General features: G+C 69.4%; 15 protein-coding genes. 9 read left to right on the top strand and 6 right to left on the bottom strand.

What is annotated here, in order from left to right:
• Positions 1-146: 146 nt before the first annotated feature.
• Entirely contained in the window at positions 147-4436 is a 4290-nt protein-coding gene (locus ABLE43_RS10255) for a beta strand repeat-containing protein (protein WP_348978401.1), read from the top strand.
• Between the two features lie 61 nt (positions 4437-4497).
• Complete coding sequence (locus ABLE43_RS10260; protein WP_348978402.1) at positions 4498-4704, top strand: hypothetical protein; 207 nt, start codon at positions 4498-4500, stop codon at positions 4702-4704.
• A 177-nt stretch (positions 4705-4881) separates the two neighbouring features.
• On the opposite strand, the gene ABLE43_RS10265 is transcribed toward ABLE43_RS10260, so the two are convergent.
• On the bottom strand, positions 4882-5127 hold the full coding sequence (locus ABLE43_RS10265) for a hypothetical protein (RefSeq protein ID WP_348978403.1): 246 nt from the start codon (positions 5125-5127) through the stop codon (positions 4882-4884).
• 161 nt (positions 5128-5288) lie between these two features.
• Positions 5289-6656, bottom strand: coding sequence for a M28 family peptidase (locus ABLE43_RS10270; RefSeq protein ID WP_348978404.1), 1368 nt, complete (start codon positions 6654-6656; stop codon positions 5289-5291).
• Between the two features lie 201 nt (positions 6657-6857).
• Here ABLE43_RS10270 and ettA point away from each other — a divergent pair, with 201 nt between their 5' ends.
• Positions 6858-8537 carry an energy-dependent translational throttle protein EttA gene (gene ettA / locus ABLE43_RS10275; RefSeq protein WP_348978405.1) on the top strand — a complete coding sequence of 560 codons (1680 nt, stop codon included), beginning with the start codon at positions 6858-6860 and terminating at the stop codon, positions 8535-8537.
• Between the two features lie 5 nt (positions 8538-8542).
• Positions 8543-9724 carry a sensor histidine kinase gene (locus ABLE43_RS10280; protein WP_348978406.1) on the top strand — a complete coding sequence of 394 codons (1182 nt, stop codon included), beginning with the start codon at positions 8543-8545 and terminating at the stop codon, positions 9722-9724.
• A gap of 180 nt (positions 9725-9904) precedes the next feature.
• Here the strand turns inward: ABLE43_RS10280 and ABLE43_RS10285 are convergent, their stop codons facing one another.
• The 4 genes from ABLE43_RS10285 to ABLE43_RS10300 form a co-directional block, all read right to left on the bottom strand.
• Positions 9905-10702 carry an NYN domain-containing protein gene (locus ABLE43_RS10285; protein WP_348978407.1) on the bottom strand — a complete coding sequence of 266 codons (798 nt, stop codon included), beginning with the start codon at positions 10700-10702 and terminating at the stop codon, positions 9905-9907.
• A 43-nt stretch (positions 10703-10745) separates the two neighbouring features.
• Positions 10746-12395 (bottom strand): cation:proton antiporter domain-containing protein, encoded by a 1650-nt coding sequence (locus ABLE43_RS10290; RefSeq protein WP_348978408.1) that lies wholly within the window; start codon positions 12393-12395, stop codon positions 10746-10748.
• A gap of 566 nt (positions 12396-12961) precedes the next feature.
• Positions 12962-13444, bottom strand: coding sequence for a transcription elongation factor GreB (gene greB, locus ABLE43_RS10295; RefSeq protein ID WP_348978409.1), 483 nt, complete (start codon positions 13442-13444; stop codon positions 12962-12964).
• Complete coding sequence (locus tag ABLE43_RS10300; protein WP_425475255.1) at positions 13441-15489, bottom strand: lytic transglycosylase domain-containing protein; 2049 nt, start codon at positions 15487-15489, stop codon at positions 13441-13443. The genes greB and ABLE43_RS10300 overlap by 4 nt, the downstream gene beginning before the upstream one ends.
• A gap of 79 nt (positions 15490-15568) precedes the next feature.
• Between ABLE43_RS10300 and dapA the strand changes: the two genes are divergently transcribed.
• The 5 genes from dapA (at position 15569) to ABLE43_RS10325 (ending at position 22497) form a co-directional block, all read left to right on the top strand.
• Entirely contained in the window at positions 15569-16453 is an 885-nt protein-coding gene (dapA, locus tag ABLE43_RS10305; RefSeq protein WP_348978411.1) for a 4-hydroxy-tetrahydrodipicolinate synthase, read from the top strand.
• Positions 16454-16465: 12 nt separating this feature from the next.
• Entirely contained in the window at positions 16466-19078 is a 2613-nt protein-coding gene (locus ABLE43_RS10310; RefSeq protein WP_348978412.1) for an ATP-binding protein, read from the top strand.
• Positions 19079-19260: 182 nt separating this feature from the next.
• On the top strand, positions 19261-19743 hold the full coding sequence (gene smpB, locus ABLE43_RS10315) for an SsrA-binding protein SmpB (protein WP_348978413.1): 483 nt from the start codon (positions 19261-19263) through the stop codon (positions 19741-19743).
• Positions 19736-20305, top strand: a complete 570-nt coding sequence (locus ABLE43_RS10320; RefSeq protein ID WP_348978414.1) for a DUF2062 domain-containing protein — start codon at positions 19736-19738, stop codon at positions 20303-20305. Before smpB ends, ABLE43_RS10320 begins: the two co-directional genes overlap by 8 nt.
• A 122-nt stretch (positions 20306-20427) precedes the next feature.
• Positions 20428-22497 (top strand): M13 family metallopeptidase, encoded by a 2070-nt coding sequence (locus ABLE43_RS10325; protein WP_348978415.1) that lies wholly within the window; start codon positions 20428-20430, stop codon positions 22495-22497.
• Positions 22498-22769: the final 272 nt, after the last annotated feature.

Consider the following 22769-nt stretch of genomic DNA (forward strand, 5'->3'; position numbering starts at 1 on the left):
AAAGGCTGTTCCGGCGGGCGGGGCGAAGGCCGCAATTTCCGCATCCCGCCGGGTGCATCGCGCACATCAATCCTTGGGTACGACGCGGCCAGCATCACCCGGCACGAGAAGCCCCCCATTCTCGGCACACAGGAGGATGTATCATCATGGCCACCGCCACCCCGCGTATCGCCGTCCCGCGCCTGCTGCTCCGGACGCTCATGGGAACCACCGTCCTGATCGGCATCGGCGCCGCGCAACAGGCCGCCGCGCAAACCCGCGTGGTCAGCGCGTGCAGCGGCGTGCAGTTGCCCCCGTCGGTCGTCACCGGCATCATGTCGCCGGTACTCACCGGGATCACCGCGCCGATCGAGAGCCGGGTGAACCAGCTCCTCGGCATCCCCCTGCTCGGTCTGGGCGGGGCGACGCTCAATACCAACGTCACCGGATTGCTGAACCAGGCAGCAGCGGGCCAGCCGATCACCCTCCAGGTGCTCGACACCAGCGGCAACGTGGTCGGCCCGAACGATCAGTGCCGCGCGACCTCCGACCAGATCAGCCTCAACACCCCGGCGGGCATCTCGATCGGCGGCAACCGTATCACCGGCCTCGGCGCGGAAGGCGCGGTGGCATCGGCGGCGGACATCAACGCCATCGCCTTCGGCAACGGCGCGGTGGCGAGCGGCACCGCGACCGGCAGCATCGCCTTCGGCTTCAACAGCAGCGTGACGGCGGCCAACAGCGTGGCGCTGGGCGCGGGATCGACCGCCGGTCGCGGTGCGGTCGCCAACTATGCCGCGCTCGGCCTCGCCGCGCCGCAGACCTCGGCCGGCGAGGTTTCGGTCGGCACGGCGGGCGGCGCGCGGCAGATCACCAACGTCGCCGCCGGTACCGCCGCGACCGACGCCGCGACCGTGGGCCAGCTGACCGGCGTCGCCAATCAGGTGACGGCGCTCGCCGGCACCGCGATCCAGTATGACGACGCGACCCGTGCCCGCGCCACGCTGGGCGGGGCGGGCGGCACCGTGCTCGCCAATGTCGGCGCGGGCGCGGTGACGGCGACCTCGACCGAGGCGGTCAACGGATCGCAGCTGTTCGCCACCAATGCGCAGGTCGGTGCGAACACCACCGCCATCACCACCCTGCAAGGGCAGACCGCGAACGCCGTGCGCTATGACGCCGATGCGGCGGGGGTGCGCACCGGCGGGCTGACGCTGGTCGGCGCGACGCCCGGCGCGACCGTGACCGTCGGCAACGTCGGCGCGGGCGCGCTGACCGCCACCTCGACCGAAGCGGTCAACGGGTCGCAGCTCTTCGCGACCAACACCCAGGTCGGCACCAACACCAACGCCATCGCCGGGCTGGATACGCGGGTGACGAACAACACCAATGCGATCGGCGGCCTCGATACCCGGACCACGAGCAACACGACGGCGATCGCCGGGCTCGACACCCGCGTCACCAACAACAGCACCGCGATCGGCGGGCTCGACACGCGCACGACCGGCAACACCAACGCCATCGCGGGCCTCGACACCCGCGTGACGACCAACACCACCGACATCGCCGCCCTGCAGGGCGCGGTCGGCAATGCGGTGCGCTACGATACCGATGCGGCGGGCGTGCGCACCGGCGGCGTCACCTTCGTCGGCGCGACGCCGGGGGCGACGGTGACGCTCGGCAACGTGGGCGCGGGCGCGCTGACCGCGACCTCGACCGATGCGGTCAACGGATCGCAGCTGTTCGCGACCAACACCCAGGTCGGCACCAACACCAATGCCATCGCCGGGCTCGACACGCGCACGACCAACAACACGACGGCGATCGCCGGACTCGACACCCGGACGACCAGCAACACCAATGCCATCGCGGGCCTCGACACCCGCGTCACCACCAACACGACCGACATCGCCGCCCTGCAAGGCGCGGTCGGCAACGCCGTGCGCTACGATGTCGATGCGGCGGGCAACCGTACCGGCGGGCTGACGCTGGTCGGGTCGACGCCGGGCGCGACGGTGACGCTGGGCAATGTCGGCGCAGGCGCGCTGACCGCCACGTCGACCGACGCGGTGAACGGATCGCAGCTGTTCGCGACCAATACGCAGGTCGGCGCGAACACCACCGCCATCGCCGGGCTGGACACGCGCGTCACGGCCAATACGACCGCGATCACCAACAACACGATCGCGATCAACGCCTTGCAGGGGGCGGGCGCCAATACGGTGCGCTATGACACCGATGCGCTGGGCAACCGCACGGGCGGCGTCACCTTCATCGGCGCCACGCCCGGCGCGAACGTGACGCTGGCGAACGTCGGGCCGGGTGCGCTCGACGCCGCCTCGACCCAGGCGGTGAACGGGTCGCAGCTGTTCGCGACCAATACGCAGGTGGGCAACAACACCACCGCGATCACCAACCTCGACGGCCGCGTGACCAGCAACACGAACGCGATCACCACCTTGCAGGGCACCACCGCCAATGCGGTACGCTATGACGTCGATGCGGCGGGCAACCGTACCGGCGGCATCACCCTGGTCGGCGCGGCGCCGGGACAGGCGGTGACGATCGGCAACGTCGCGGCCGGCGCGCTCTCCGCCACCTCGACCGATGCGGTCAACGGGTCGCAGCTGTTCACCACCAACCAGCGGCTGGACGGCGCGCTGACCTCGATCGGCGGGCTCGACACCCGCGTGACCGGCAACACCAACGCCATCGCCGCGCTGACGCTGAGCGCGGTGCAGTATGACAATGCCGCCCGCGACCGGCTGACCTTCGGCGGGGCGAACGGCACGCTGCTCGCCAACGTCGCCGCCGGGCAGCTGTCGGCCACCTCGCGCGATGCGGTGAACGGATCGCAGCTGTTCGCCACCAATACGCAGGTCGCCGCCAACACCGCCGCCATCGCCCAGATCGGCAACGGATCGGCGGGGCCGGTGCGCTACTCGACCGCCGCCGCGCCGACGACGCCCAACGGCGGCACCGTGACCGACGAGCTGACGCTGGTGGGGGCCAGCGGCGGCGCGGTGGGGCTCCACAACGTCCGCGCAGGCAACGTGGGTGCGGGCTCCACCGATGCGGTCAACGGCGACCAGCTCAACACCACCAACCAGGCGGTGGCGGCACTCGGCACCCGCGTGACCAACACCGAAGGGCGGCTGACCACCGTCGAGAACAACGTCGCCTCGCTCGACACGCGGGTCAGCAACAACACGACCCAGATCGCCAGCAACACCACCGCGATCACCAACCTGCAGAACAATCAGGCGGGCACCAGCACCGCGATCACCAACCTGACCACCCGCGTCGACAACAACACGACCGCGATCAACAACAACACGACCGCGATCACCAACCTCCAGACGCAGGTCGGCAACGCCCCGATCAAATATGCCGATGCGGGCAGCCCGACGACGCCCAACGGCGGCACGATCACCGACGACACGACGCTGGTGGGAGCAAGCGGCGGCCCGGTCGGGCTGCACAACGTCCGCGCGGGCGTGGTCGCCGCCGGATCGACCGACGCGATCAACGGCGGACAGCTCGCCGCGACCAATGCGCAGGTCGCGTCGAACACGACGGCCATCACCAACCTGTCGAACATCGTCACCGGCAGCACGGTGTCGGCCGTGCAGTACAGCAACCCCGGCAGCCCGACGACGCCCAACGGCGGGGTGCGCACCAACGACGTGACGCTGATCGGCGCGAATGCGGCGGCCCCGGTCGGCCTGCACAACGTCGCGGGCGGCAGCGTCGCGGCAGGCTCGACCGACGCGGTCAACGGCGGGCAGCTGTTCGCGGTCTCGCAACAGGCGTCGAACAGCATCCAGTACGACCGTAACGCTGCCGGACAGCGGACCAACACGATCACGCTGGCCGGGGGCAATGCCGCGGCGCCAGTGACGATCGCCAATGTCGCCAACGGCGCCGTCGCCGCCGGTTCGACCCAGGCGGTGAACGGCGGGCAGTTGTTCGCCACCCAGCAGACGGCACAGGCCGCCCTCGCGCTCGGCAGCAACTCGGTACAGTACGCCGCCGACGGCGGGGTGACGCTCGGCAACGGGACCACGCCGGTCACGGTGCGCAACGTCGCGGCGGGCACCGCGGCGACCGATGCGGTCAATGTCGGCCAGTTGCAGGCCAGCATGCGCAACACCTTCGTCGAGGCGACCAACTATATCGACAGCCGCCTGACGCAGGTCGGGTTCGACCTGCGCGACATGCGGCGCGACATGAGCGCCGGATCGTCGGCGGCGATGGCGGTGGCGGCGCTGCCGCAGGCGATGGAGCCGGGCAAGACCATGATCGCCGCCGGTGTCGGCACCTATCGCGGCCAGTCGGCGATGGCGTTCGGCGCATCGCGCGCCTTCAACGACGGACAGGCGGTCGTGAAGTTCGGCGGCACGATCGACAGCCGCGGCTATGCCGGGGCGAATGCGGGCGTCGGCTTCCAGTTCTGAGGCCGCGCTTCGGGGCCGGGGCGTTCGCGCCCCGGCCCCTTTTCTTTGGGAGACGGGAGCGATGGGCAGGTTCTTCGACTGGTTCCGGGTCTTTCGCCATGTGGCGCCGCCGATGGAAGCGACGGGCGACCCGGCGGACTATCATCGCCGTCGCTTCCTGCAGGAACAGGAATTCGCGCGCGACGCGACCAGCCCGGCGGCGCGCGATGCCCACCGCCGCCTCGCCGCCGAGCACCGTATCGCGCTGGCCCGGCTGGAGGGCGAATAAGTCGTTACGCCCCTGTGACATGCCGCAATCGTGCCACGATGACGCCATGTCCGGATCGCGCCCTTCGCATCCGCAAAACGACCGCCCGGCCCAATAAAAAAGGGGCGTCCCGATGCCGGGGCGCCCCTTTCTTTGCAATCCGGTTCCGGTGCGGGTGAGCCGCGCCGGAGACGGGAATTACATGCCGTTCAGTTCGCCGGCGTTCTCGATCGCGTCCGAAGCGTCTTCGGCGTTCTCCGAAGCGTTCATCAGGTCGGCCGCAACGGCTTCGTTCGAGGTGTTCTCGGCCTGGGCTTCGAGGTTGTCGGCCATCATTTCCAGGTTGTCCGAAGCGGCGTCGGCGGCGTTGTCGGCCGGGGTGTTCTTGCAGGCGGCGACCGAGAGGAGGCCGGCGGCGGCGGCAACGAGCAGGATCTTCTTCATAGGGGTAGCTCCCAAAAATATACTTCGCGTTTTATCCGGCAGCGATGCCGTCGCGACGTTCCCGCAATAGCGTATGCTGCGCTGCCGTCAATCTTTGAATGTGGCAGGAATGCGGCTTTGCGACCAATGGAGGAACCGTTCGGCAATATTCCGGACACAACTCAGCGCGGCCGGGTGACGGGTCCGATCGGCTCGGGCGCGTTGGCGACGACCGCCAGCATCGCGGTCCATGCCGCTACGTTCTGGCGGAGTTGCCCGGGGTCCACCTTGTCCAGCGTGTCGTCCGGCGTGTGGTGGAGATCGAAATAGCGCAGCCCCGACTGCGTCAGGTCGATGCCCGCCACGCCCTGCGCCAGCGTCGGGCCGATGTCGGTGCCGTCGCCCGCGAACTTGCTGCCCCTGGCGATGCCCAGCGGGGCGAGCGCGGCGGCGAGTCGCGTCGCGATCGGTGCGGCTTCCGGCGGCAGGCCCACGTCGAACTGCCACACCCGGTCGGCGCCGAAGTCGCTCTCGGCGGCGATCGCGTGCCGCTCGCCCGCATGCGCCCTGGCATAGGCGCGCCCGCCGACGCCGCCCACTTCCTCCGCGCCGAACCAGACGACGCGGATCGTGCGGCGCGGGGTGCCCGCCGCCATGATCCGCTTCGCCGCCGCCGTGGTGATGCCGAGGCCCGCCGCATCGTCGATCGCACCCGTGCCGAGGTCCCAGCTGTCGAGATGCCCGCCGATCAGCACGATTCCCGCCGACGGATCGCTGCCCGGCACCTCGGCGACGACGTTGCCCGACTCGCGCTCGCCGATCTGGCGCGGGGTCAGCACCAGCTTGAGGCGCACCGGCTTGCCCCGCTTCAGCGCGCGTTCGAGCTGCTCGGCGTCGGGCACCGACAGCGCACCCGCCGGGATCGGCTTGATGCCGGTCGGGAATACGGTGGAGCCGGTATGCGGATTGCGGTGATGATCGGTCCCGATCGATCGGATGACGATCGCCGCCGCGCCCTTTTGCGCAGCGATTCCCGGCCCCGCGCGCCGCACCGCGCCGAACGCGCCATAGCTCGATCCGTCCTGCGTCGCGGTCATCGCGTGGCTGACGAAGGCGATCCTGCCCTTGAGACTGCCGTCGGGGGCGGCCTTCAGGTCGTCGAGCGTCGGAAAGAAGACGACCTCCGCCTCCAGCCCGTCCGGCGGGGTCGCCCCCGAATTGCCGAGCGCGGTGATCGCCAGCGGCTGGGGGAAGGGGCTGACGATCGCCGCCGTCTCCGCGCCGCGCACCCACACCGGCATGCGGTACGGCTCGATGCGGACGTTGCTGAACCCCAGCGCCTTGAGCTTCGCCACCGCCCATTCGCGCGCGCGCGCCTCGTCGGGGGTGCCGGCCAGGCGCGGGCCGATCTCGGTCGTCAGCCCCTCGGTGATGTCCCATGCCACCGTATCGGTCAGCGCGGCGTCGCGCAGGGCCGCGACGTCGGCGGCGGTCGGCTGGGCGAGCGCGGGCAGCGGCAGGGCAAGGGCGGCAAGCAACAGACGGCGCATGGGTTCCCCTTCGGTTCGGTACGCCTGCGTTCCATACGTTTGGATCGGACGCAACCCAAGATCCTCCCCGCAGGCGGGGAGGATCACGAAGTACGGCCCGGAGGGTCGCATACCCCCGCGTTGCCAACGCCCCGCCCCGTCGCTACATCGCTGACCGACACCTCGATCCATTCCAGACATTACGAAACGGAGCCTTCGGCGATGGCCGTGCAGTACAGCTATGTGATGAAGGGGCTGACCAAGACCTTCCCCGGTGCCGCCAAGCCGGTGCTCAACAACATCCACCTGCAATTCCTGCCCGATGCGAAGATCGCGATCATCGGCCCCAACGGCGCGGGCAAGTCCACGCTGATGAAGGTGATGGCGGGCATCGACACCGAATTCACCGGCGAGGCATGGCCTGCCGAGGGGATCAAGGTCGGCTATCTGCCGCAGGAGCCGAAGCTCGATCCGAACAAGACCGTGATCGAGAACGTCAAGGACGGCGTGCGCTCGGTCGCCGACCTCGTCGATCGCTTCAACGCCATCTCGGCCGAGATGGGCGATCCCACCGACGACACCGATTTCGACGCGCTGATGGAGGAGATGGGCGATCTTCAGGCGAAGATCGACGCGGTCGACGGCTGGAGCCTCGACAACCAGCTCGAAATCGCGATGGAGGCGCTGCGCTGCCCGCCGGGCGACGCCTCGGTCGAGAATCTCTCGGGCGGCGAGAAGCGCCGCGTCGCGCTGTGCAAGCTGCTGCTCGAAAAGCCGAACATCCTGCTGCTCGACGAACCGACCAACCACCTCGACGCCGAAAGCGTCGCGTGGCTGGAGAACTACCTCAAGGAATATACCGGCAACGTCATCCTCGTGACGCACGACCGCTATTTCCTCGACAATGTGGTCAACTGGGTGCTCGAACTCGATCGCGGGCGCTACTACACCTACGAGGCGAACTACTCGGGCTATCTGGAAAAGAAGGCCAAGCGCCTCGAGCAGGAAGAGCGTGAGGAAGCGGGCCGCGCGAAGGCGATCCAGGACGAGCTGGCATGGATGCGCCAGACGCCCAAGGCGCGCCAGACCAAGAGCAAGGCCCGCATCCGCGCGTTCGACGAACTGGTCGAACGGCAGGAAAATCGCGCGGTCGGCAAGGCGCAGATCCTCATCCAGATCCCCGACCGCCTCGGCGGCAAGGTGATCGAGGCGCAGGGCCTGACCAAGGCGTACGGCGACAAGCTGCTGTTCGAGAATCTCGACTTCAACCTGCCGCCCGGCGGCATCGTCGGCGTGATCGGCCCGAACGGCGCGGGCAAGTCGACGCTGTTCAAGCTCATCACCGGTCAGGAAAAGCCCGACGGCGGCACGATCGAGGTCGGACAGACGGTGAAGCTCGGCTATGTCGATCAGTCGCGCGACGACCTCGATCCCAACAAGAACGTGTGGGAAGAGGTGTCGGACGGCCTCGACGTGTTCCGCTTCGGCAAGCAGGAACTCGGCACGCGCGCCTATGTCGGCGCGTTCAACTTCAAGGGGCAGGACCAGCAGAAGAAGGTCGGCCAGCTGTCCGGCGGCGAGCGCAACCGCGTCCACATCGCCAAGATGCTCAAGGAGGGCGGCAACGTCCTGCTGCTCGACGAACCGACCAACGACCTCGACGTGGAGACGCTGCGCGCGCTCGAGGAGGCGCTGGAGAGCTTCGCGGGCTGCGCCGTGGTCATCAGCCACGACCGCTTCTTCCTCGATCGCCTGTGCACCCACATCCTCGCGTTCGAGGGCGACAGCCATGTCGAATGGTTCGAGGGCAATTTCGAGGCATATGAGGCCGACAAGCGCCGCCGCATGGGCGACGCGGCGGATCGTCCGACGCGCCTCGCCTACAAGAAGCTGACGCGCTAGACGCGATGGCCGTGGTCGAGGACAACAAGGCGGGATCGGACGATCCCGCCGATGCGATCCGTTATCGCCTCGACCAGCAGCGCATCCTCGCGCGCTTCGGCGGCATCGCGCTGCGCAGCCGCGACATCGACGAGATCGTGCGCGCCGCGGTCGAACTCGCCGCCGAGGGGATGCGCACCCGCCTCGCCAAGTTCCTCCACCATGACGGGGAGGGCGGCACGCTGGTCGTTCGCGCGGGCGTGGGCTGGAGGGAAGGCGTCGTCGGCGGTGCGGAGATGGGCGACGACATGGCCTCGCCCGCCGGTTTTGCCTTCCGCACCGGCGAGGCGGTGATCTCCAACCATCTCGACCAGGAAAAGCGCTTCCGCACTCCCGGCTTCATGGCCGACCACGGCGTCAAGCGCGCGATCAACGTGCTGGTCGAGGCGAACGGCAAACGCTTCGGCGTGCTGGAGGTCGACAGCCGCAAGGACGGCCGGTTCGAGGAGGACGACCTCGCCTTCATGCAGGGGTTCGCCAACCTGATCGGCGTGGCGATCGAACGGCTGGAGGCCGAGGCGCAGTTGCGCGCCGCGATCGAGCATCAGGAACTGCTGACGCGGGAGGCATCGCACCGCGTCAAGAACAGCCTGGCCATGGTCTCCGCCATGCTCAACCTCCAGATGCGCGAGGACGACGATCCGCGCGTGCAGCGGCTGCTGGGCGACGCGCAGGCGCGGATCGTCGCGATCGGCCAGGCGCACGACCAGCTGTGGCAGGGCGACCGGGTGGGCGTGGTGGCGCTCGACCGGCTGCTGTGCGGCATTATCGACCAGCTGCGCGAACAGGCGCCGAGCCATGCGATCGACTGCGACATTGCGGCGCTGACCGTCAGCGGCGATACCGCGATCCCGCTGGGGCTGCTCGTCACCGAACTCGTCACCAACGCGGTCAAATACGCCTATGGCGACGGCGGCGGTCCGGTCGAGGTCGTCACCCGCTGCGACGACGGCGAACTGCTGCTGACCGTGACCGATCACGGCGTCGGCCTGCCTGCGGGTTTCGATCCGACCGCGGCGCGCCCGACCAGCCTCGGCATGCGGATGGTCGCCAGCCTGTCGCGCCAGCTGGGCGGCACGCTGGCGTTCGAGCATGCCGGGCCGGGCACGCGCGCGGTGTTCGCGATGCCGTTGCCGGGGGCGGTGTAGCGCACCGCTCGCCATCCGTTTGCTTCGAGCTTGTCGAGAAGTCGTCGCGTGCGGCGATGCCTTGCCTTCTCGACGGACGGTTCTCGACTTCGCTCGAACCTGCTCGAAGCGAAGGGGGGGTGCGCTGGTTGGCGCACGCCAAACCTGCATTGCGCTTCGAGCCCGTTGAGAAGCCCCCCCTCACACCAGCTTGACGAACACCCCGGTATCGCGCCGTTCGACCTCGAACTCGCGGACCTTCTCGATCAGGTCGGACAGGCGCTTGAACCCGTAGTTGCGCGTGTCGAAGCTCGACCGGTTCGCCGCGCGCTGGCCGACTTCGGACAGGCTGGCGAAGCCCTTCTTGTCGACCTTCGACGCATCATAGGCGTCCGACAGCAGCTTCACGAGCGCGGCGTCCACCTTCTGGCTCTTGCGCGCCGGGGCGGGGGCGGGCCTGGCCGCGACCGGCGCGGCGGCGGGGGGAGTGCCGCCGATCGGCGGCGGCAGCGGCATGTTCGCCACATCCTCCACGTCCAGCGACGCGACATCGATGAACCGCGTGCAGCTCTCGCGGAACCCCTCGGGCGTGCGTTCGGTGCCGAAGCCGTAGACCGGCACCCCTTCCTGCCGGATGCGCTGGGCCAGCGGCATGAAGTCGCTGTCCGACGACATGATGCCGAAACCGGTGATCCGCCCGCGCAGCAACAGGTCCATCGCGTCGATGGTCATGCGCATGTCGGTGGCGTTCTTGCCCTTGGTGATGTCGAACTGCTGGAACGGCTCGATCCCGTGGCGCATCAGCAGCTTCTCCCAGCTCTTCAGGCCGGGCTTCTGCCAGTTGCCATAGGCGCGGCGGACGTTGACCGTGCCGAACTCGGCCAGCACCGTCAGCACCGAATCGAGATAGGCGGCACCGGCATTGTCGGCATCGATCAGCAGCGCGACGTTGCCGACGGGATGGGGGCCGGTGGGATTGGGCGGGGGAAGATGGACCATGGCCCGTCCTATCGCACCGCGCCGCCGGGCGCGACCGAAACCGTCACCCGCCGGCCTCCGCCCGGCGTTCGCCCGCGCGGCGCAGCATCGTGCGCGCCAGTTCCTCCTCGCCCAGCACCACCTCGTCGGCGCCATGCCGCTTGAGATGGGCGACATCCTCCGACGAATGGGCGCGCGACAGGATGTAGAGGTCGGGGTTCAGCTCCCGCGCGCGTACCGTGATCGATCCGGCCTCGAACCCGCCGGGAATCGCGATCAGCAGCTTGGTCGCGCGATCGACGCCCGCCTCGCGCAGCACCTGCGGGTCGAGCGCGTTGCCGACGACCACGCTCCACCCCTCGGCCTCCGCCGCGCGGGCGGTGTCGCGCTGGTCCTCGACGATCACGAAGGCGCGCCCGGCGTCGCGACAGCCCTTGGCGATCAGCCGCCCGACCCGCCCGGCACCGATTACGACGACATGATCCTCGCGGCGTTCCTCGCGCGTCGTCTCCACCGGCGTCGGCGCGTGCGGGCCGATGCCGCGCCCGGCGACGCGCGCGAACAGGACCGGGTTGAGCATGATCGAGACGATCGCCCCGGCAAGGATCAGGTCGCGCGCCTCCTGCGGCAGGATGCCGAGCTGCGCCCCCAGCCCGGCGAGGATGAACGAGAATTCGCCGATCTGCGCGAGGCTGGCGGCGATCGTCGCGGCGGTGCGGCCCGGATGGCCGAAGGCGCGCACGATGCCCCACGCCGCCGCCGACTTGCCGACCACGATGATCGCGACGGTCAGCAGCAGCGGCAGCGGCTGCTCGACCAGCACCTTGGGGTCCGCCAGCATGCCGACCGACACGAAGAACAGCACTGCGAACGCATCGCGCAGGGGCAGCGTCTCCTGCGCCGCGCGGCGGCTGAGTTCGGTCTCGCCGAGGATCATGCCCGCGAAGAAGGCGCCCAGCGCGAACGACACGTCGAACGCCAGCGCCGATCCGAACGCGACCCCCAGCGCGATCGCCAGCACCGCGAGGCGGAACAGCTCGCGCGATCCGCTGTGCACCACCCAGTGCAGCGCCCACGGGATCGCCCGCCGCGCGACGATCAGCATCAGCGCGACGAAGCCGCCGACCTTCGCCAGCGTGACCGCGACCGACCACAGGATCGCCGACGGCGCGACCGCCTTGTCGGGATCGCTCGCGGCGGCGATGACCGGCAGCAGCACCAGTGCCAGGACCATCGCCAGATCCTCGACGATCAGCCAGCCGACCGCGATCCGCCCGCGTTCGGTCTGCACCAGCTGCCGCCCCTCCAGCGCGCGCAGCAGCACCACCGTACTGGCGACCGACAGCGCGAGGCCGAAGAACACCCCCGCCATCACCGACCAGCCGAGCCACAGCGCCAGCGCGAGGCCCATCAGCGTCGCGGCGGCGATCTGCACGGTCGCGCCGGGCACCGCGATGCGCCACACCGACAGCAGGTCCTTCAGGCTGAAATGCAGCCCGACCCCGAACATCAGCAGGATGACGCCGATTTCGGCCAGCTCGCTCGCGACCCCGCTGTCGGCGACGACGCCGGGGGTGAACGGCCCGATCAGCACCCCGGCGAGCAGATAGCCCGCGATCGGCGACACCTTCAGCCGATGCGCCAGCGCCCCCAGCAGGAACGCCGCGACCAGCGCGAGCACGATGGTACCGATCAGGGGCGTGAAATGGGGCATCGTTTCTCCTCGACGGGTTGCAGAAGGAACCGCTGCACTGCGGCGAGGTTTCGTAGGTATGCCAATATGCGCAGATCGTCATTCCGGCGAAAGCCGGAATCCACGGACGCGGCACGGTCGCGCGTCGATCGATCCGGCCCGTGTCGATGGACCCCGGCCTGCGCCGGGGTGACGGCAGGGGTGGGGTGACGCATCACCTACCGTTCGTCATTCCCGCGCAGGCGGGATTCCATATGCGCGGAGGCCGCGACCTAATCCAAACCCTCAGCGGCAATCGGTTCCCGCCTGCGCGGGAACGACGAACCCGGCCCCATCGTCATTCCGGCGAAAGCCGGAATCCATGGACGCGGCACGGTCGCGCGTCGATCGATCCCGCCCGTATCCATGGACCCCGGCCTGCGCCGGGGTGACGGCAGGGGTGGGGTGACGCATCACCTACCGTTCGTCATTCCCGCGCAGGCGGGAATCCATATGCGCGGAGGTCGCGGCCTAATCGCAACCGTCGGCGGCAATGGGTTCCCGCCTGCGCGGGAACGACGACCTATGGCCCTGCACCCATCACCCCTTCACGGATAGCCGATCGCCATCACCTCATATTCCTTCGCCCCGCCGGGCAGTTGCACCGTCCGCACGTCGCCCACCGCACTGCCGCGCAATGCGCGTGCCATCGGCGAGTTCCAGCCGATCCGGCCCTTGCCCGCGTCGGCCTCGTCGTCGCCGACCAGTTCGAGCGTGCGATGGTTGTCGTCCTCGTCCGCGATCGTCACCACCGCGCCGAACCACGCGCGGCCCCGTTCGGTCTGCGCGGCGGGATCGACCACCCGCGCCGCCTTCATCCGCTTCGCGAGGAACCCCAGCCGCCGGTCGATCTCGCGCAGCCGCTTGCGGCCGTAGATATAGTCGCCGTTCTCCGAACGATCGCCGTTGCCCGCCGCCCAGGCGATGACGTCGACCAGCTTCGGGCGCTCGCTCCCCAGCAGCTGGTCATATTCCGCCTTGAGCACGGCATAGCCCGCGGGGGTGATGTAATTGGGCCGCGGCTCGCTCATCCCGGACGGTTCTTTCCCAGATACCAGCTGAGGTTGTTGGGGCCCCGCGAGCGCGCCTTGTCGGCGTGGATCAGGTCATAGACGACGGCGTTCTCCAGCACCCGCTGCACATAGCCGCGCGTCTCGGTCAGCGGGATCTTCTCGATCCATTCCACCACGTCGACGCCCGGCGTGCGCGGATCGCCGTTGGCGCGGATGAACTTGTTCACATTGCCCGGACCCGCGTTGTACGCCGCGATCGCTAGCGGATAGCTGCCGCCGTAATAGTCGAGCATCCGCTGGATATAGGTCGATCCGAGCTGCATGTTGTAGCTGGGATCGTTCAGCGACGACGCGCTGTACGACAGCCCCAGCTTGCCCGCCGTCTCGCGCGCGGTGCCCGGCATCAGCTGCATCAGGCCCCGCGCACCCGCGCGGCTGACGGCGGTGCGGTCGAACTGGCTTTCCTGCCGCGCGATGGCATGGATCAGCGTGAACTGCCCCTGATGCGGTCCGGGTACGCTGACGGAAGGATAGCCCGCCAGCGTATAGTCGCTGTGCCCGTTCAGCAGCGCGCTGCGCCCGACCATCACGCCCAGGTCGGGGCGGTCGACCGCCCGCGCCAGCTCGACCGCCAGCGCGTGGTCGGTGTCGCTGCGCGCATCCTCGGCGATCTTGCGGACGAACAGCGTCTGGTCGGCATATTGGCCGGTGCGCCCGAGATAGCGTACCGCGCGCGCGACCTCGCCGTTCATATAGGCGGTGCGGACCGCGGCGGGCACGGCGGCGGGATCGGCGGTCGCGGCGGGCGCACGCAACGGACGCCCGATCCGCTCGCTGGCCAGCTGGCCGTAGAACAGGTCGCCCAGATCGGCCGCCTGCGCATACCAGCGATCGGCGGTCGGCCGGTCGCCCGCCGCCTCCGCCGCGCGGCCCGCCCAGTAATAGCCCTTGGTGCGCACCGTCGGGGTGCGCGACCCGCTGGCATAGCGCGCGAACATCCCCGCCGCCTCGGTCGGGCGGTTCAACTGCTGGAGCGCGACCGTGCCCGCCAGCCATGCAAGGCTGGTATAGTCGTCGCGCTCGCCGTACGGCTCGTCGGCGATCACCGTGCCCGCGGGGAACGCATCGTCGATCTGCGACGCGATCTGGTACGCCAGCGAATACTGTCCGTCGGCCTGCGCGGCGCGGGCATTGGTCAGCAGCACCTCCAGCCATTCCTCGACATCGCCCGGCGTCCGCGACAGGCGGCGCGGCTGGGCGAGGTAGGCGCGCGCCGCCGCCGACTGGCCGGTCGCGCGCAGCCACATCGCCCGGTCGGCGACATAGCCCGGATCGGCCCGGTCCACCCCCGGCTGCTCGCCGCGCACCGTGGCGTCGGCCCCGCCGCCCTTGAACGACAGCCGCGCATCGAAGGTCGGGCGCATCGTCGCCGACACGAAGCCGATCTGCTTCTGGGCCGCGCTGGTCGCCCCCTGCCACAACAGCCGGTCCATCCGCGCGTCGTGATCGGCCGGGGTCAGCACGCCCGCGAACCGGGTGAACAGCTTGCTCTCGTCGGCAGTACGCAACGCGCCCCGCCGCCACGCCGCGCGCGCCGCATCGTTCGCCGCGCCCGACTGGCCGGTCGCCATCAGCGCCTCGGCATAGCGCAACTGTCCGGCGGCGGTCAGCGGGGGATAGCGCCCGAAGAAGCGCAGCACCGTCGACGGGTCCTGCCCGCCGTCGGCCAGCACCGTCTCGGCGGCGGCACGGCGGCTGGTCTCGCCCGGAAAGCCCGGATGCGCCAGCAGGAAGCGGGCGTATTCGCCGAAGGGATAATTGTCCGACTGCTGCAACCGCTTCCAGTCGGCCAGCACCGGCTGGATCGGGTCATAGGGCACCGGGGCCTGCACCGTGGCGGGCGCGGGGACGGAGGGGACATAGCCCGGCGGCAATGGCTGTCGCGTCGCCGTGGGGGCCACGGGCGCGGATTGCGGAAAGGGCGTCTGCAACACCCCTGCGGCCACGGCGGCACTGGCGACGCCGGCGAGCAGGAACGCGCTCTTGAACACGGTGGTCAGCATACTGGACATGATATGGAAGCGCGCCGTATCTGTCGCCACCTTTTCGGCCCAGATTCCTCTCGACGGAGCGTTTATCCCCATGTTTTCCGGTTCGATCCCGGCCCTCGTCACGCCGTTCGCCAACGGTCGATTCGACGAAGCCTCGTTCCGCGCGCTCGTCGACTGGCAGATCGAGAGCGGTTCGTCGGCGCTGGTCCCCTGCGGCACCACCGGCGAGGCGGCGACGATGACCATCGAGGAGCACGATCACGTCGTGCGGGTCTGCGTCGATCAGGCGGGCGGGCGCGTGCCGGTGATCGCGGGCTGCGGCTCGAACGACACCGCGGTCGCGCTGCACCACGTCCATGCGGCGAAGGCGGCGGGGGCGGCGGCGGCGCTGCTGGTCCCGCCCTATTACAACCGACCCAATCAGGAAGGGGTGTTCCGCCATTTCGAAGTGCTGGCGGGGCAGGGCGGGTTGCCGATCGTTCTCTACAACGTGCCCGCGCGCACCGTCACCGACATCGCGGTCGAGACGGTCGAGCGGATCGTGCAGGCGTTCCCCGAGGTCGTCGTCGGCATCAAGGACGCGACCGGCCAGATGGCGCGCGTCGCCGAGCATCGCGCGCGCTGCGGCACCGGCTTCGCGCAGCTGTCGGGCAACGACGACATGACGCTGGCATTCATGGCGATGGGCGGCACCGGCGCGATCTCCGTCACCGCCAATGTCGCGCCCGCGATGTGCGCCGAGTTCCAGGACGCCTGCCAGTGCGGCGACTATGCCCGCGCGCTGACCATCCAGGACCGGCTCTATCCGCTCCATGCCGCGCTGTTCAGCGATGCCTCGCCCGGCCCGGTGAAATATGCGCTGGGGCGCGTGCGGCCCGGCTTCCCGACCGACCTGCGCCTGCCGATGACCCCGCCGTCGGCGGCATCGCGCGCCGCGGTCGACGCAGCACTCGCACATGCCGGGCTGATCGGCTAACACGCCGGGCATATGCCTAACGGACCCATTTCGCTTCAGACACTTACCGGGCGGGAAATCGCCGCACGCGACTGGTCGCGGACGCCGCTCGGGCCGATCGATGCGTGGCCGGTGTCGCTGCGCGCGCTGCTGGCGATGATGCTCGCCTGCCCCACGCCGATGTTCCTCGCGTGGGGGCCGGATCTGCACTGCTTCTACAACGACGCCTATCGCCCGATCCTCGGCCATCGGGTGGACAAGGCGCTGGGCGAGCGGTTCGACGTGGTATGGGCCAATATCTGGGACGAACTCGTGCCCCTGGTCGAACGGACGCTGGCGGGCGGCAGTTTCGTCGCGACCGATATGAAGCTCGACCTGCAACGCACCGGCGAGCCGGAGGAAAGCTGGTGGAGCTTCACCTATTCCCCGGCCTTTGACGATGCGGGCCGGATCGCGGGCCTGTTCTGCGTCACCGGCGAGACGACCTCGCGCGTCGTGGCCGAGCGCGAACGCGCCGCCGCCGACGAACGGCTGCAACAGGCGCTGTCGGCGGGGCGCAACATCGGCGCATGGGACTGGGACGTGCAGGCCGATATCATCCGCGCCGACGCCCGCTTCGCGCTGCTCTACGGCGTCGATCCGCAGGTGGCGGCGGACGGCGCATCGATCGACGTGTTCTTCGGCGGCATCCACCCGGACGACCTGCCCGCAGCACAGCGGTTGATCGAGGGGGCGATGGACCCGTCGGGCGACGGCACGTTCCTCGCCGAATATCGCCTGCTCGACGCCGAAGGCCGCGTCCGCTGGGTGTCGGCACAGGGACGCTGCGTGTTCGACGACGACGGTCGCCCGGTCCGCTTCCCCGGCGTCAGCTACGACATCGACGACCGCAAGCAGGCCGAACTCGCCGCCATCGCCGCCCGCGACGAACGCGACTTCGTGCTCGCGCTCAGCGCACGGCAGCGCGCGGCCAGCGATCCGGCGGCGATCATGCGCTTCACCGCACAGGCGCTGGGCGAACGGCTCGGGATCAACCGCGTCGCCTTCGCCCGGATCGGCGGACACCAGGTCCGCTACGGCGCGGGCTGGAACGACGGGGCGCTGCCGACGCTCAGCGGCAGCCATTCGTTCGACCGCTTCGGGCGCGTAAACGTCCAGAAGCTGCGCGGCGGCCATCCGATCGTGTCGCATGATTTCAGTCACGACCCCGATTTCGAGCCCGAACTGGTCGCCAACTATACCGCGCGCGCCGGGCTGTGCGTGCCGCTGCGCCACGACGGGCGGGTGGAGGCGGTGCTGATCCTCAACCACGCCACCCCGCGCCGCTGGCTGCCGGGCGAGGTCGCGCTCGTGACCGAGATCGCCGAGATCACCTGGGTCGCGGTGCAGCGCGCCGACGCGCTGGTGAAGCTCGAGGCGAAGGTCGGGCGGCAGGGCGCGCAGCTCGAACGGGTCGCCACCGAACTGCACGACGCCGCCTCCGCCCGCGCCGCCGCCGAGACGCAGGTGCGCCAGTTGCAGAAGATGGAGGCGGTCGGCCAGTTGACCGGCGGCATCGCGCATGATTTCAACAACATGCTGGCGGTCGTGATCGGCGGGCTGGACATGATCGGGCGGCGGCTGGCACGCGGCAACCACGACATCCAGCGCTATGTCGATGCGGCGAAGGACGGCGCGGACCGTGCCGCCGCACTCACCCGGCGGCTGCTCGCCTTCTCGCGCCAGTCGCCGCTGTCGCCCGAGCCGGTCGAGGGCAATCGCCTGATCGCCGACCTGACCGACCTGCTCGCCCGCACGCTGGGCGAACGTATCGCGGTCGAGACGGTGCTGGGCGCCGGGCTGTGGCGGGCGGAGGCGGATCGCGGCCAGTTGGAGAACGCCATCGTCAACCTCGCGGTCAACGCGCGCGATGCGATGGAGGACGGCGGCAAGCTGACGATCGAGACCGCCAACGCGCATATCGGCGACGACTATGCGCGCGAGGCGGAGATGGCCGCCGGGCAATATGTGATGATCGCGGTCAGCGATACCGGCTGCGGCATGGCGCCCGAGGTGCTGGCGAAGGCGTTCGACCCGTTCTTCACCACCAAGCCGGTCGGGCGCGGGACGGGCCTCGGCCTCAGCCAGGTGTTCGGCTTCGTCCGCCAGTCGCGCGGGCACGTCCGCATCTATTCCGAGCCGGGCGTGGGCACGACCGTGCGCCTCTACCTGCCGCGCTTCTACGGCGAGACGCCGACGCCGGGTCCGCGCGGCCTGCCGCCCGAGGTCCGCGGTGGCCATCCGGGCGAGACGATTCTGGTCGTCGAGGACGAGACGCGGGTGCGCGCCTTCTCGGTCGAGGTGCTGCGCGATCTGGGCTATACCGTCGCCCATGCCCCGGACGGCCCCGCCGCGCTGGCGCTGATCGAGCGCGGGCTGGTGCCGACGCTGCTGTTCACCGATGTGGTGATGCCCGGCATGACCGGCCGCGAACTCGCCGACCGGGCGATCGCGCTGCTGGGCGAGCTCAAGGTGCTCTACACCACCGGCTATACCCGCAACGCGGTGGTGCATAACGGCGTCCTCGATCCGGGCACGCGGCTGCTGTCCAAGCCGTTCCGGGTGGACGAACTGGCAAGGAAGGTCCGCGAAGCACTGGACGCATAGGATCCTCCCCGGCACGAGGAGCGGGACCAGCGAAGCTGGTGGAGCGGGGTATCCGCATACGGAACCGGTGCGTCTGCGGCGAACCCCCTCCACCACCCGCTGGCGCGGGCGGTCCCCCTCCCCGTGCCGGGGAGGAGCGATGGTGCTTCCCCTCCGCCCCGCGACCTCCTATGTCGCAGGCCATGAGCCGTCCGCGTCCCCAGTTGTTCGACAAGAAGAAGACCGTCGCCGAAAACCGCCGCGCGCGCTTCGATTACGAGATCGACACCGTGTACGAGGCGGGCATCGCGCTGACCGGCACCGAGGTGAAGTCGCTGCGCTTCGGCGAGGGATCGATCACCGAAAGCTATGCCGACGTCCGCGACGGGCAGGTGTGGCTCATCAACTCGAACGTGCCCGAATTCAGCCACGGCAACCGGTTCAACCACGAACCGCGCCGCCCGCGCAAACTGCTGCTGCACGAGCGCGAGATCAACAAGATGCACGGCGCGGTCGCCCGCGACGGCATGACGCTGATCGCGCTGTCGGTCTATTTCAACTCCAAGGGGCGGGCCAAGGTCGAGCTGGCGCTGGCCAAGGGCCGCAAGACCCACGACAAGCGCGAGCATATCAAGGAGCGCGAATGGAAGCGCGAAGCCGGAAGGTTGCTGCGGGACCGTGGCTGACCGGCAGGGCAACGACCGGCGGCTGGGTGCGCGGGCGCTGCGCTGGGTCCGCGCCAACCTGCCGACGCGCGAATCGATCGAGGGCATCCGCTTCCTGCGCCCGGTCGCCCACCGGGTGCTCGCCCCCGAATTGTGGCGCTTCACCCGGCGATCGGTGCCGCGCGGCGTGGCGCTGGGCATGTTCACCGGCATCCTGATCCCGCTGGGACAGATACCGGCGTCGGCGGTGCTGGCGCTCCCCTTGCGCGCCAACGTGCCCGCCGCCGCGCTCACCACCTTCTTCACCAACCCGATCACCACGCCGCTGCTGTTCATCCTCTACTACAAGGTGGGCGCTTGGCTGCTGCATCTCGACCGGGTGGTGCCGGGGCAGCCGATCGGCGATGCGGTGGCGGCGCCGCCGGGCTGGCTCGACTGGCTGGTGGCGGAGGTCGGCCCAGCCACCGCGCTCGGCATGGTGGTGTGCTCGGTGATCGGTGCGGTGCTGGGCTATGCCGTCGCGGCGCTCGGCTGGCGGCTGTGGATCGCCGCCAAGTGGAAGCGGCGGCATCACCGGGAATAGGGCGCGGATGCCCGACTTCTCCCCTCCCTTCCAGGGAGGGGAGCGAAAGTGCTTCCCATATTGACGATCGATATCCCCGGGTGCAGCATCACCGTATCACCTGATACGAAAAGGCTTTCCCGATGCGGCGTAGTTTCGTCCTTGTCTCCCTGCTCGCAGCCACCGCGCTGTCCGCCTGCGCCACGCAGCCGACCGCGCCGGTCCAGACCGCTGCCGCCACGCCCGAACCGTCGCCTGCGCCGCTGCCTCCTGCGCCCAAGCCCGAGATCGGCAGCTTCGGCTTCGACACCGCGGGCATGGACACCGGCGTCCGTCCCGGCGACAATTTCTACAAATACGCCAACGGCACGTGGGAGCGGATCACCCCGATTCCGGCGGACAAGTCGAACTACGGCATGTTCACCGCCCTCGACGATCTGTCGCGCACCCGCACCCGCGAACTGCTCGACGCGGCGAAGGGCGATCCGACCTCGAAGATCGGCACCGCCTATGCCACCTTCCTCGACGATGCGGCGATCGAGACCAAGGGCCTTGCCCCGATCCGGCCATGGCTGGACGAGATCAAGGCGCTGAAGGCCAAGGCGGGTTATGCCGTGCTCGCCGCCAAGGCGTCGCAGGCGGGCGTCGGCGCGCCGTTCGGTGCCTATGTCGGCCCCGACGACAAGCAGCCGCAGGTCTATGCGCTGTCCGCGGGCCAGTCCGGCCTCGGCATGCCCGACCGCGACTATTATCTCTCGACCGACGCGAAGCTGGCGGCGACCCGCGCCGCCTACGAGGCGCATCTGACCAAGCTGCTGACGCTGGCGGGCGAGCCCAATGCCGCCGCCCGCGCGAAGGCGGTGGTCGCACTCGAGACGCAGTTCGCCCGGGCGCACTGGACCCGCATCCAGAACCGCGACGCGAACAAGACCTACAACAAGATGACCGTCGCCGAATTGCAGCGGCGCGCGCCGGGCTTCGACTTCGCCACCTATTTCCGTGGCCTCGGCGCGAACACCGACAGCGTGATCGTCGCGCAGCCCAGCGCCTTCACCGGCATGGCGAAGGTGATCGCCGCGGCCCCGCTGGCGGTGCTGAAGGACCAGCTGCTGCTGCGCTCGCTCGACAATTTCGCGAGCGTGCTGCCCAAGGCCTATGACGACGAGAATTTCGCCTTCTACGGCACCACCCTGTCGGGCACGCCCGCGCAGGAGGAACGCTGGAAGCGCGCGGTCAGCTTCACCTCGGACGCGCTGGCCGACGATGTGAGCAAGGTCTATGTCGAGAAATATTTCCCGCCCGCGACCAAGGCGGCGGCGGACGAACTGGTCCGCAACGTCACCGCCGCGATGGGCAGGCGCATCGACCAGCTCGACTGGATGGCTCCGGAAACCAAGGTGAAGGCCCGCGCCAAGCTGGCGGCCTTCACCCCCAAGATCGGCTATCCCGACCGCTGGCGCGACATGAGCGACCTCACGATCGTGCCCGGCGACGCCTTCGGCAACATGCTGCGCGCGAACCAGTGGCAGCAGCGCTACAATGTGCAGCATCTGGGCAAGCCGATCCAGAAGTGGGAATGGTTCATGACCCCCATGACCGTGAACGCCTATGCGAACCCGGTGATGAACGAGATCGTGTTCCCGGCGGCGATCCTGCAACCGCCGTTCTTCGATCCGGCGGCGGACCCGGCGGTCAATTACGGCGCGATCGGCGCGGTGATCGGGCATGAGATCAGCCACCATTTCGACGATCAGGGCAGCAAGTACGACGTCAACGGCAGCCTCACCGAATGGTGGACGCCGGAGGACGTGAAGCGCTTCGGCGAACGCACCGCCGCGCTGGTCAAGCAGTATGACGCCTATGAGCCGCTGCCGGGCATGCATGTGAAGGGCGAACTGACGCTGGGCGAGAACATCGCCGACCTCGCGGGGCTGACCGTGGCGTGGGATGCGTACACCCACGCCTATCCGGGGAACCAGCCGGTGATCGACAGCTACACCCCCGAACAGCGTTTCTACCTCGGCTGGGCGCAGGTGTGGCGGCGCAGCTACCGCGAGGCGAATCTGCGCCAGCGGCTGCTGACCGACCCGCACTCGCCGTCGGAGCAGCGGGCATGGGTCGTGCGCAACCTCGACCCGTGGTACGCGGGCTACAAGCCCTCGGCGACCGACAAGCTGTTCCTCACCCCCGAACAGCGCGTCCGCATCTGGTAAGGGGCGGGGGCGGCTGCGGTCGCCTCCCTCCCGTCATTCGGGAAGGGTTGGTTCGGCAAGGGCAAGACTGCCCCCTTCGTCATTCCCGCGCAGGCGGGAATCCATAGCCGCTGACGCTGCGCATCAAGCCGATACCGTTGCGTGTATGGATTCCCGCCTGCGCGGGAATGACGGAACGGCAGCCACACCCCGTCATCCCGGCCTGCGCCAGGATGACGAAGCGGGCGCGGCACGATCCGTCGCCGCCACCCGCGCACCCCGCTTGACGCCGC

The sequence above is a fragment of the Sphingomonas silueang genome, from assembly GCF_040049155.1.
Classification (GTDB): Bacteria; Pseudomonadota; Alphaproteobacteria; order Sphingomonadales; family Sphingomonadaceae; genus Sphingomonas; species Sphingomonas silueang.

Bases quoted from the DNA above. Each gene is read 5' to 3' on its own strand.
- ABLE43_RS10255 (WP_348978401.1), top strand. From the start codon at position 147: ATGGCCACCGCCACCCCGCGTATCGCCGTCCCGCGCCTGCTGCTCCGG.
- ABLE43_RS10260 (WP_348978402.1), top strand. From the start codon at position 4,498: ATGGGCAGGTTCTTCGACTGGTTCCGGGTCTTTCGCCATGTGGCGCCG.
- ABLE43_RS10265 (WP_348978403.1), bottom strand. From the start codon at position 5,127: ATGAAGAAGATCCTGCTCGTTGCCGCCGCCGCCGGCCTCCTCTCGGTC.
- ABLE43_RS10270 (WP_348978404.1), bottom strand. From the start codon at position 6,656: ATGCGCCGTCTGTTGCTTGCCGCCCTTGCCCTGCCGCTGCCCGCGCTC.
- ettA (WP_348978405.1), top strand. From the start codon at position 6,858: ATGGCCGTGCAGTACAGCTATGTGATGAAGGGGCTGACCAAGACCTTC.
- ABLE43_RS10280 (WP_348978406.1), top strand. From the start codon at position 8,543: ATGGCCGTGGTCGAGGACAACAAGGCGGGATCGGACGATCCCGCCGAT.
- ABLE43_RS10285 (WP_348978407.1), bottom strand. From the start codon at position 10,702: ATGGTCCATCTTCCCCCGCCCAATCCCACCGGCCCCCATCCCGTCGGC.
- ABLE43_RS10290 (WP_348978408.1), bottom strand. From the start codon at position 12,395: ATGCCCCATTTCACGCCCCTGATCGGTACCATCGTGCTCGCGCTGGTC.
- greB (WP_348978409.1), bottom strand. From the start codon at position 13,444: ATGAGCGAGCCGCGGCCCAATTACATCACCCCCGCGGGCTATGCCGTG.
- ABLE43_RS10300 (WP_425475255.1), bottom strand. From the start codon at position 15,489: ATGCTGACCACCGTGTTCAAGAGCGCGTTCCTGCTCGCCGGCGTCGCC.
- dapA (WP_348978411.1), top strand. From the start codon at position 15,569: ATGTTTTCCGGTTCGATCCCGGCCCTCGTCACGCCGTTCGCCAACGGT.
- ABLE43_RS10310 (WP_348978412.1), top strand. From the start codon at position 16,466: ATGCCTAACGGACCCATTTCGCTTCAGACACTTACCGGGCGGGAAATC.
- smpB (WP_348978413.1), top strand. From the start codon at position 19,261: ATGAGCCGTCCGCGTCCCCAGTTGTTCGACAAGAAGAAGACCGTCGCC.
- ABLE43_RS10325 (WP_348978415.1), top strand. From the start codon at position 20,428: ATGCGGCGTAGTTTCGTCCTTGTCTCCCTGCTCGCAGCCACCGCGCTG.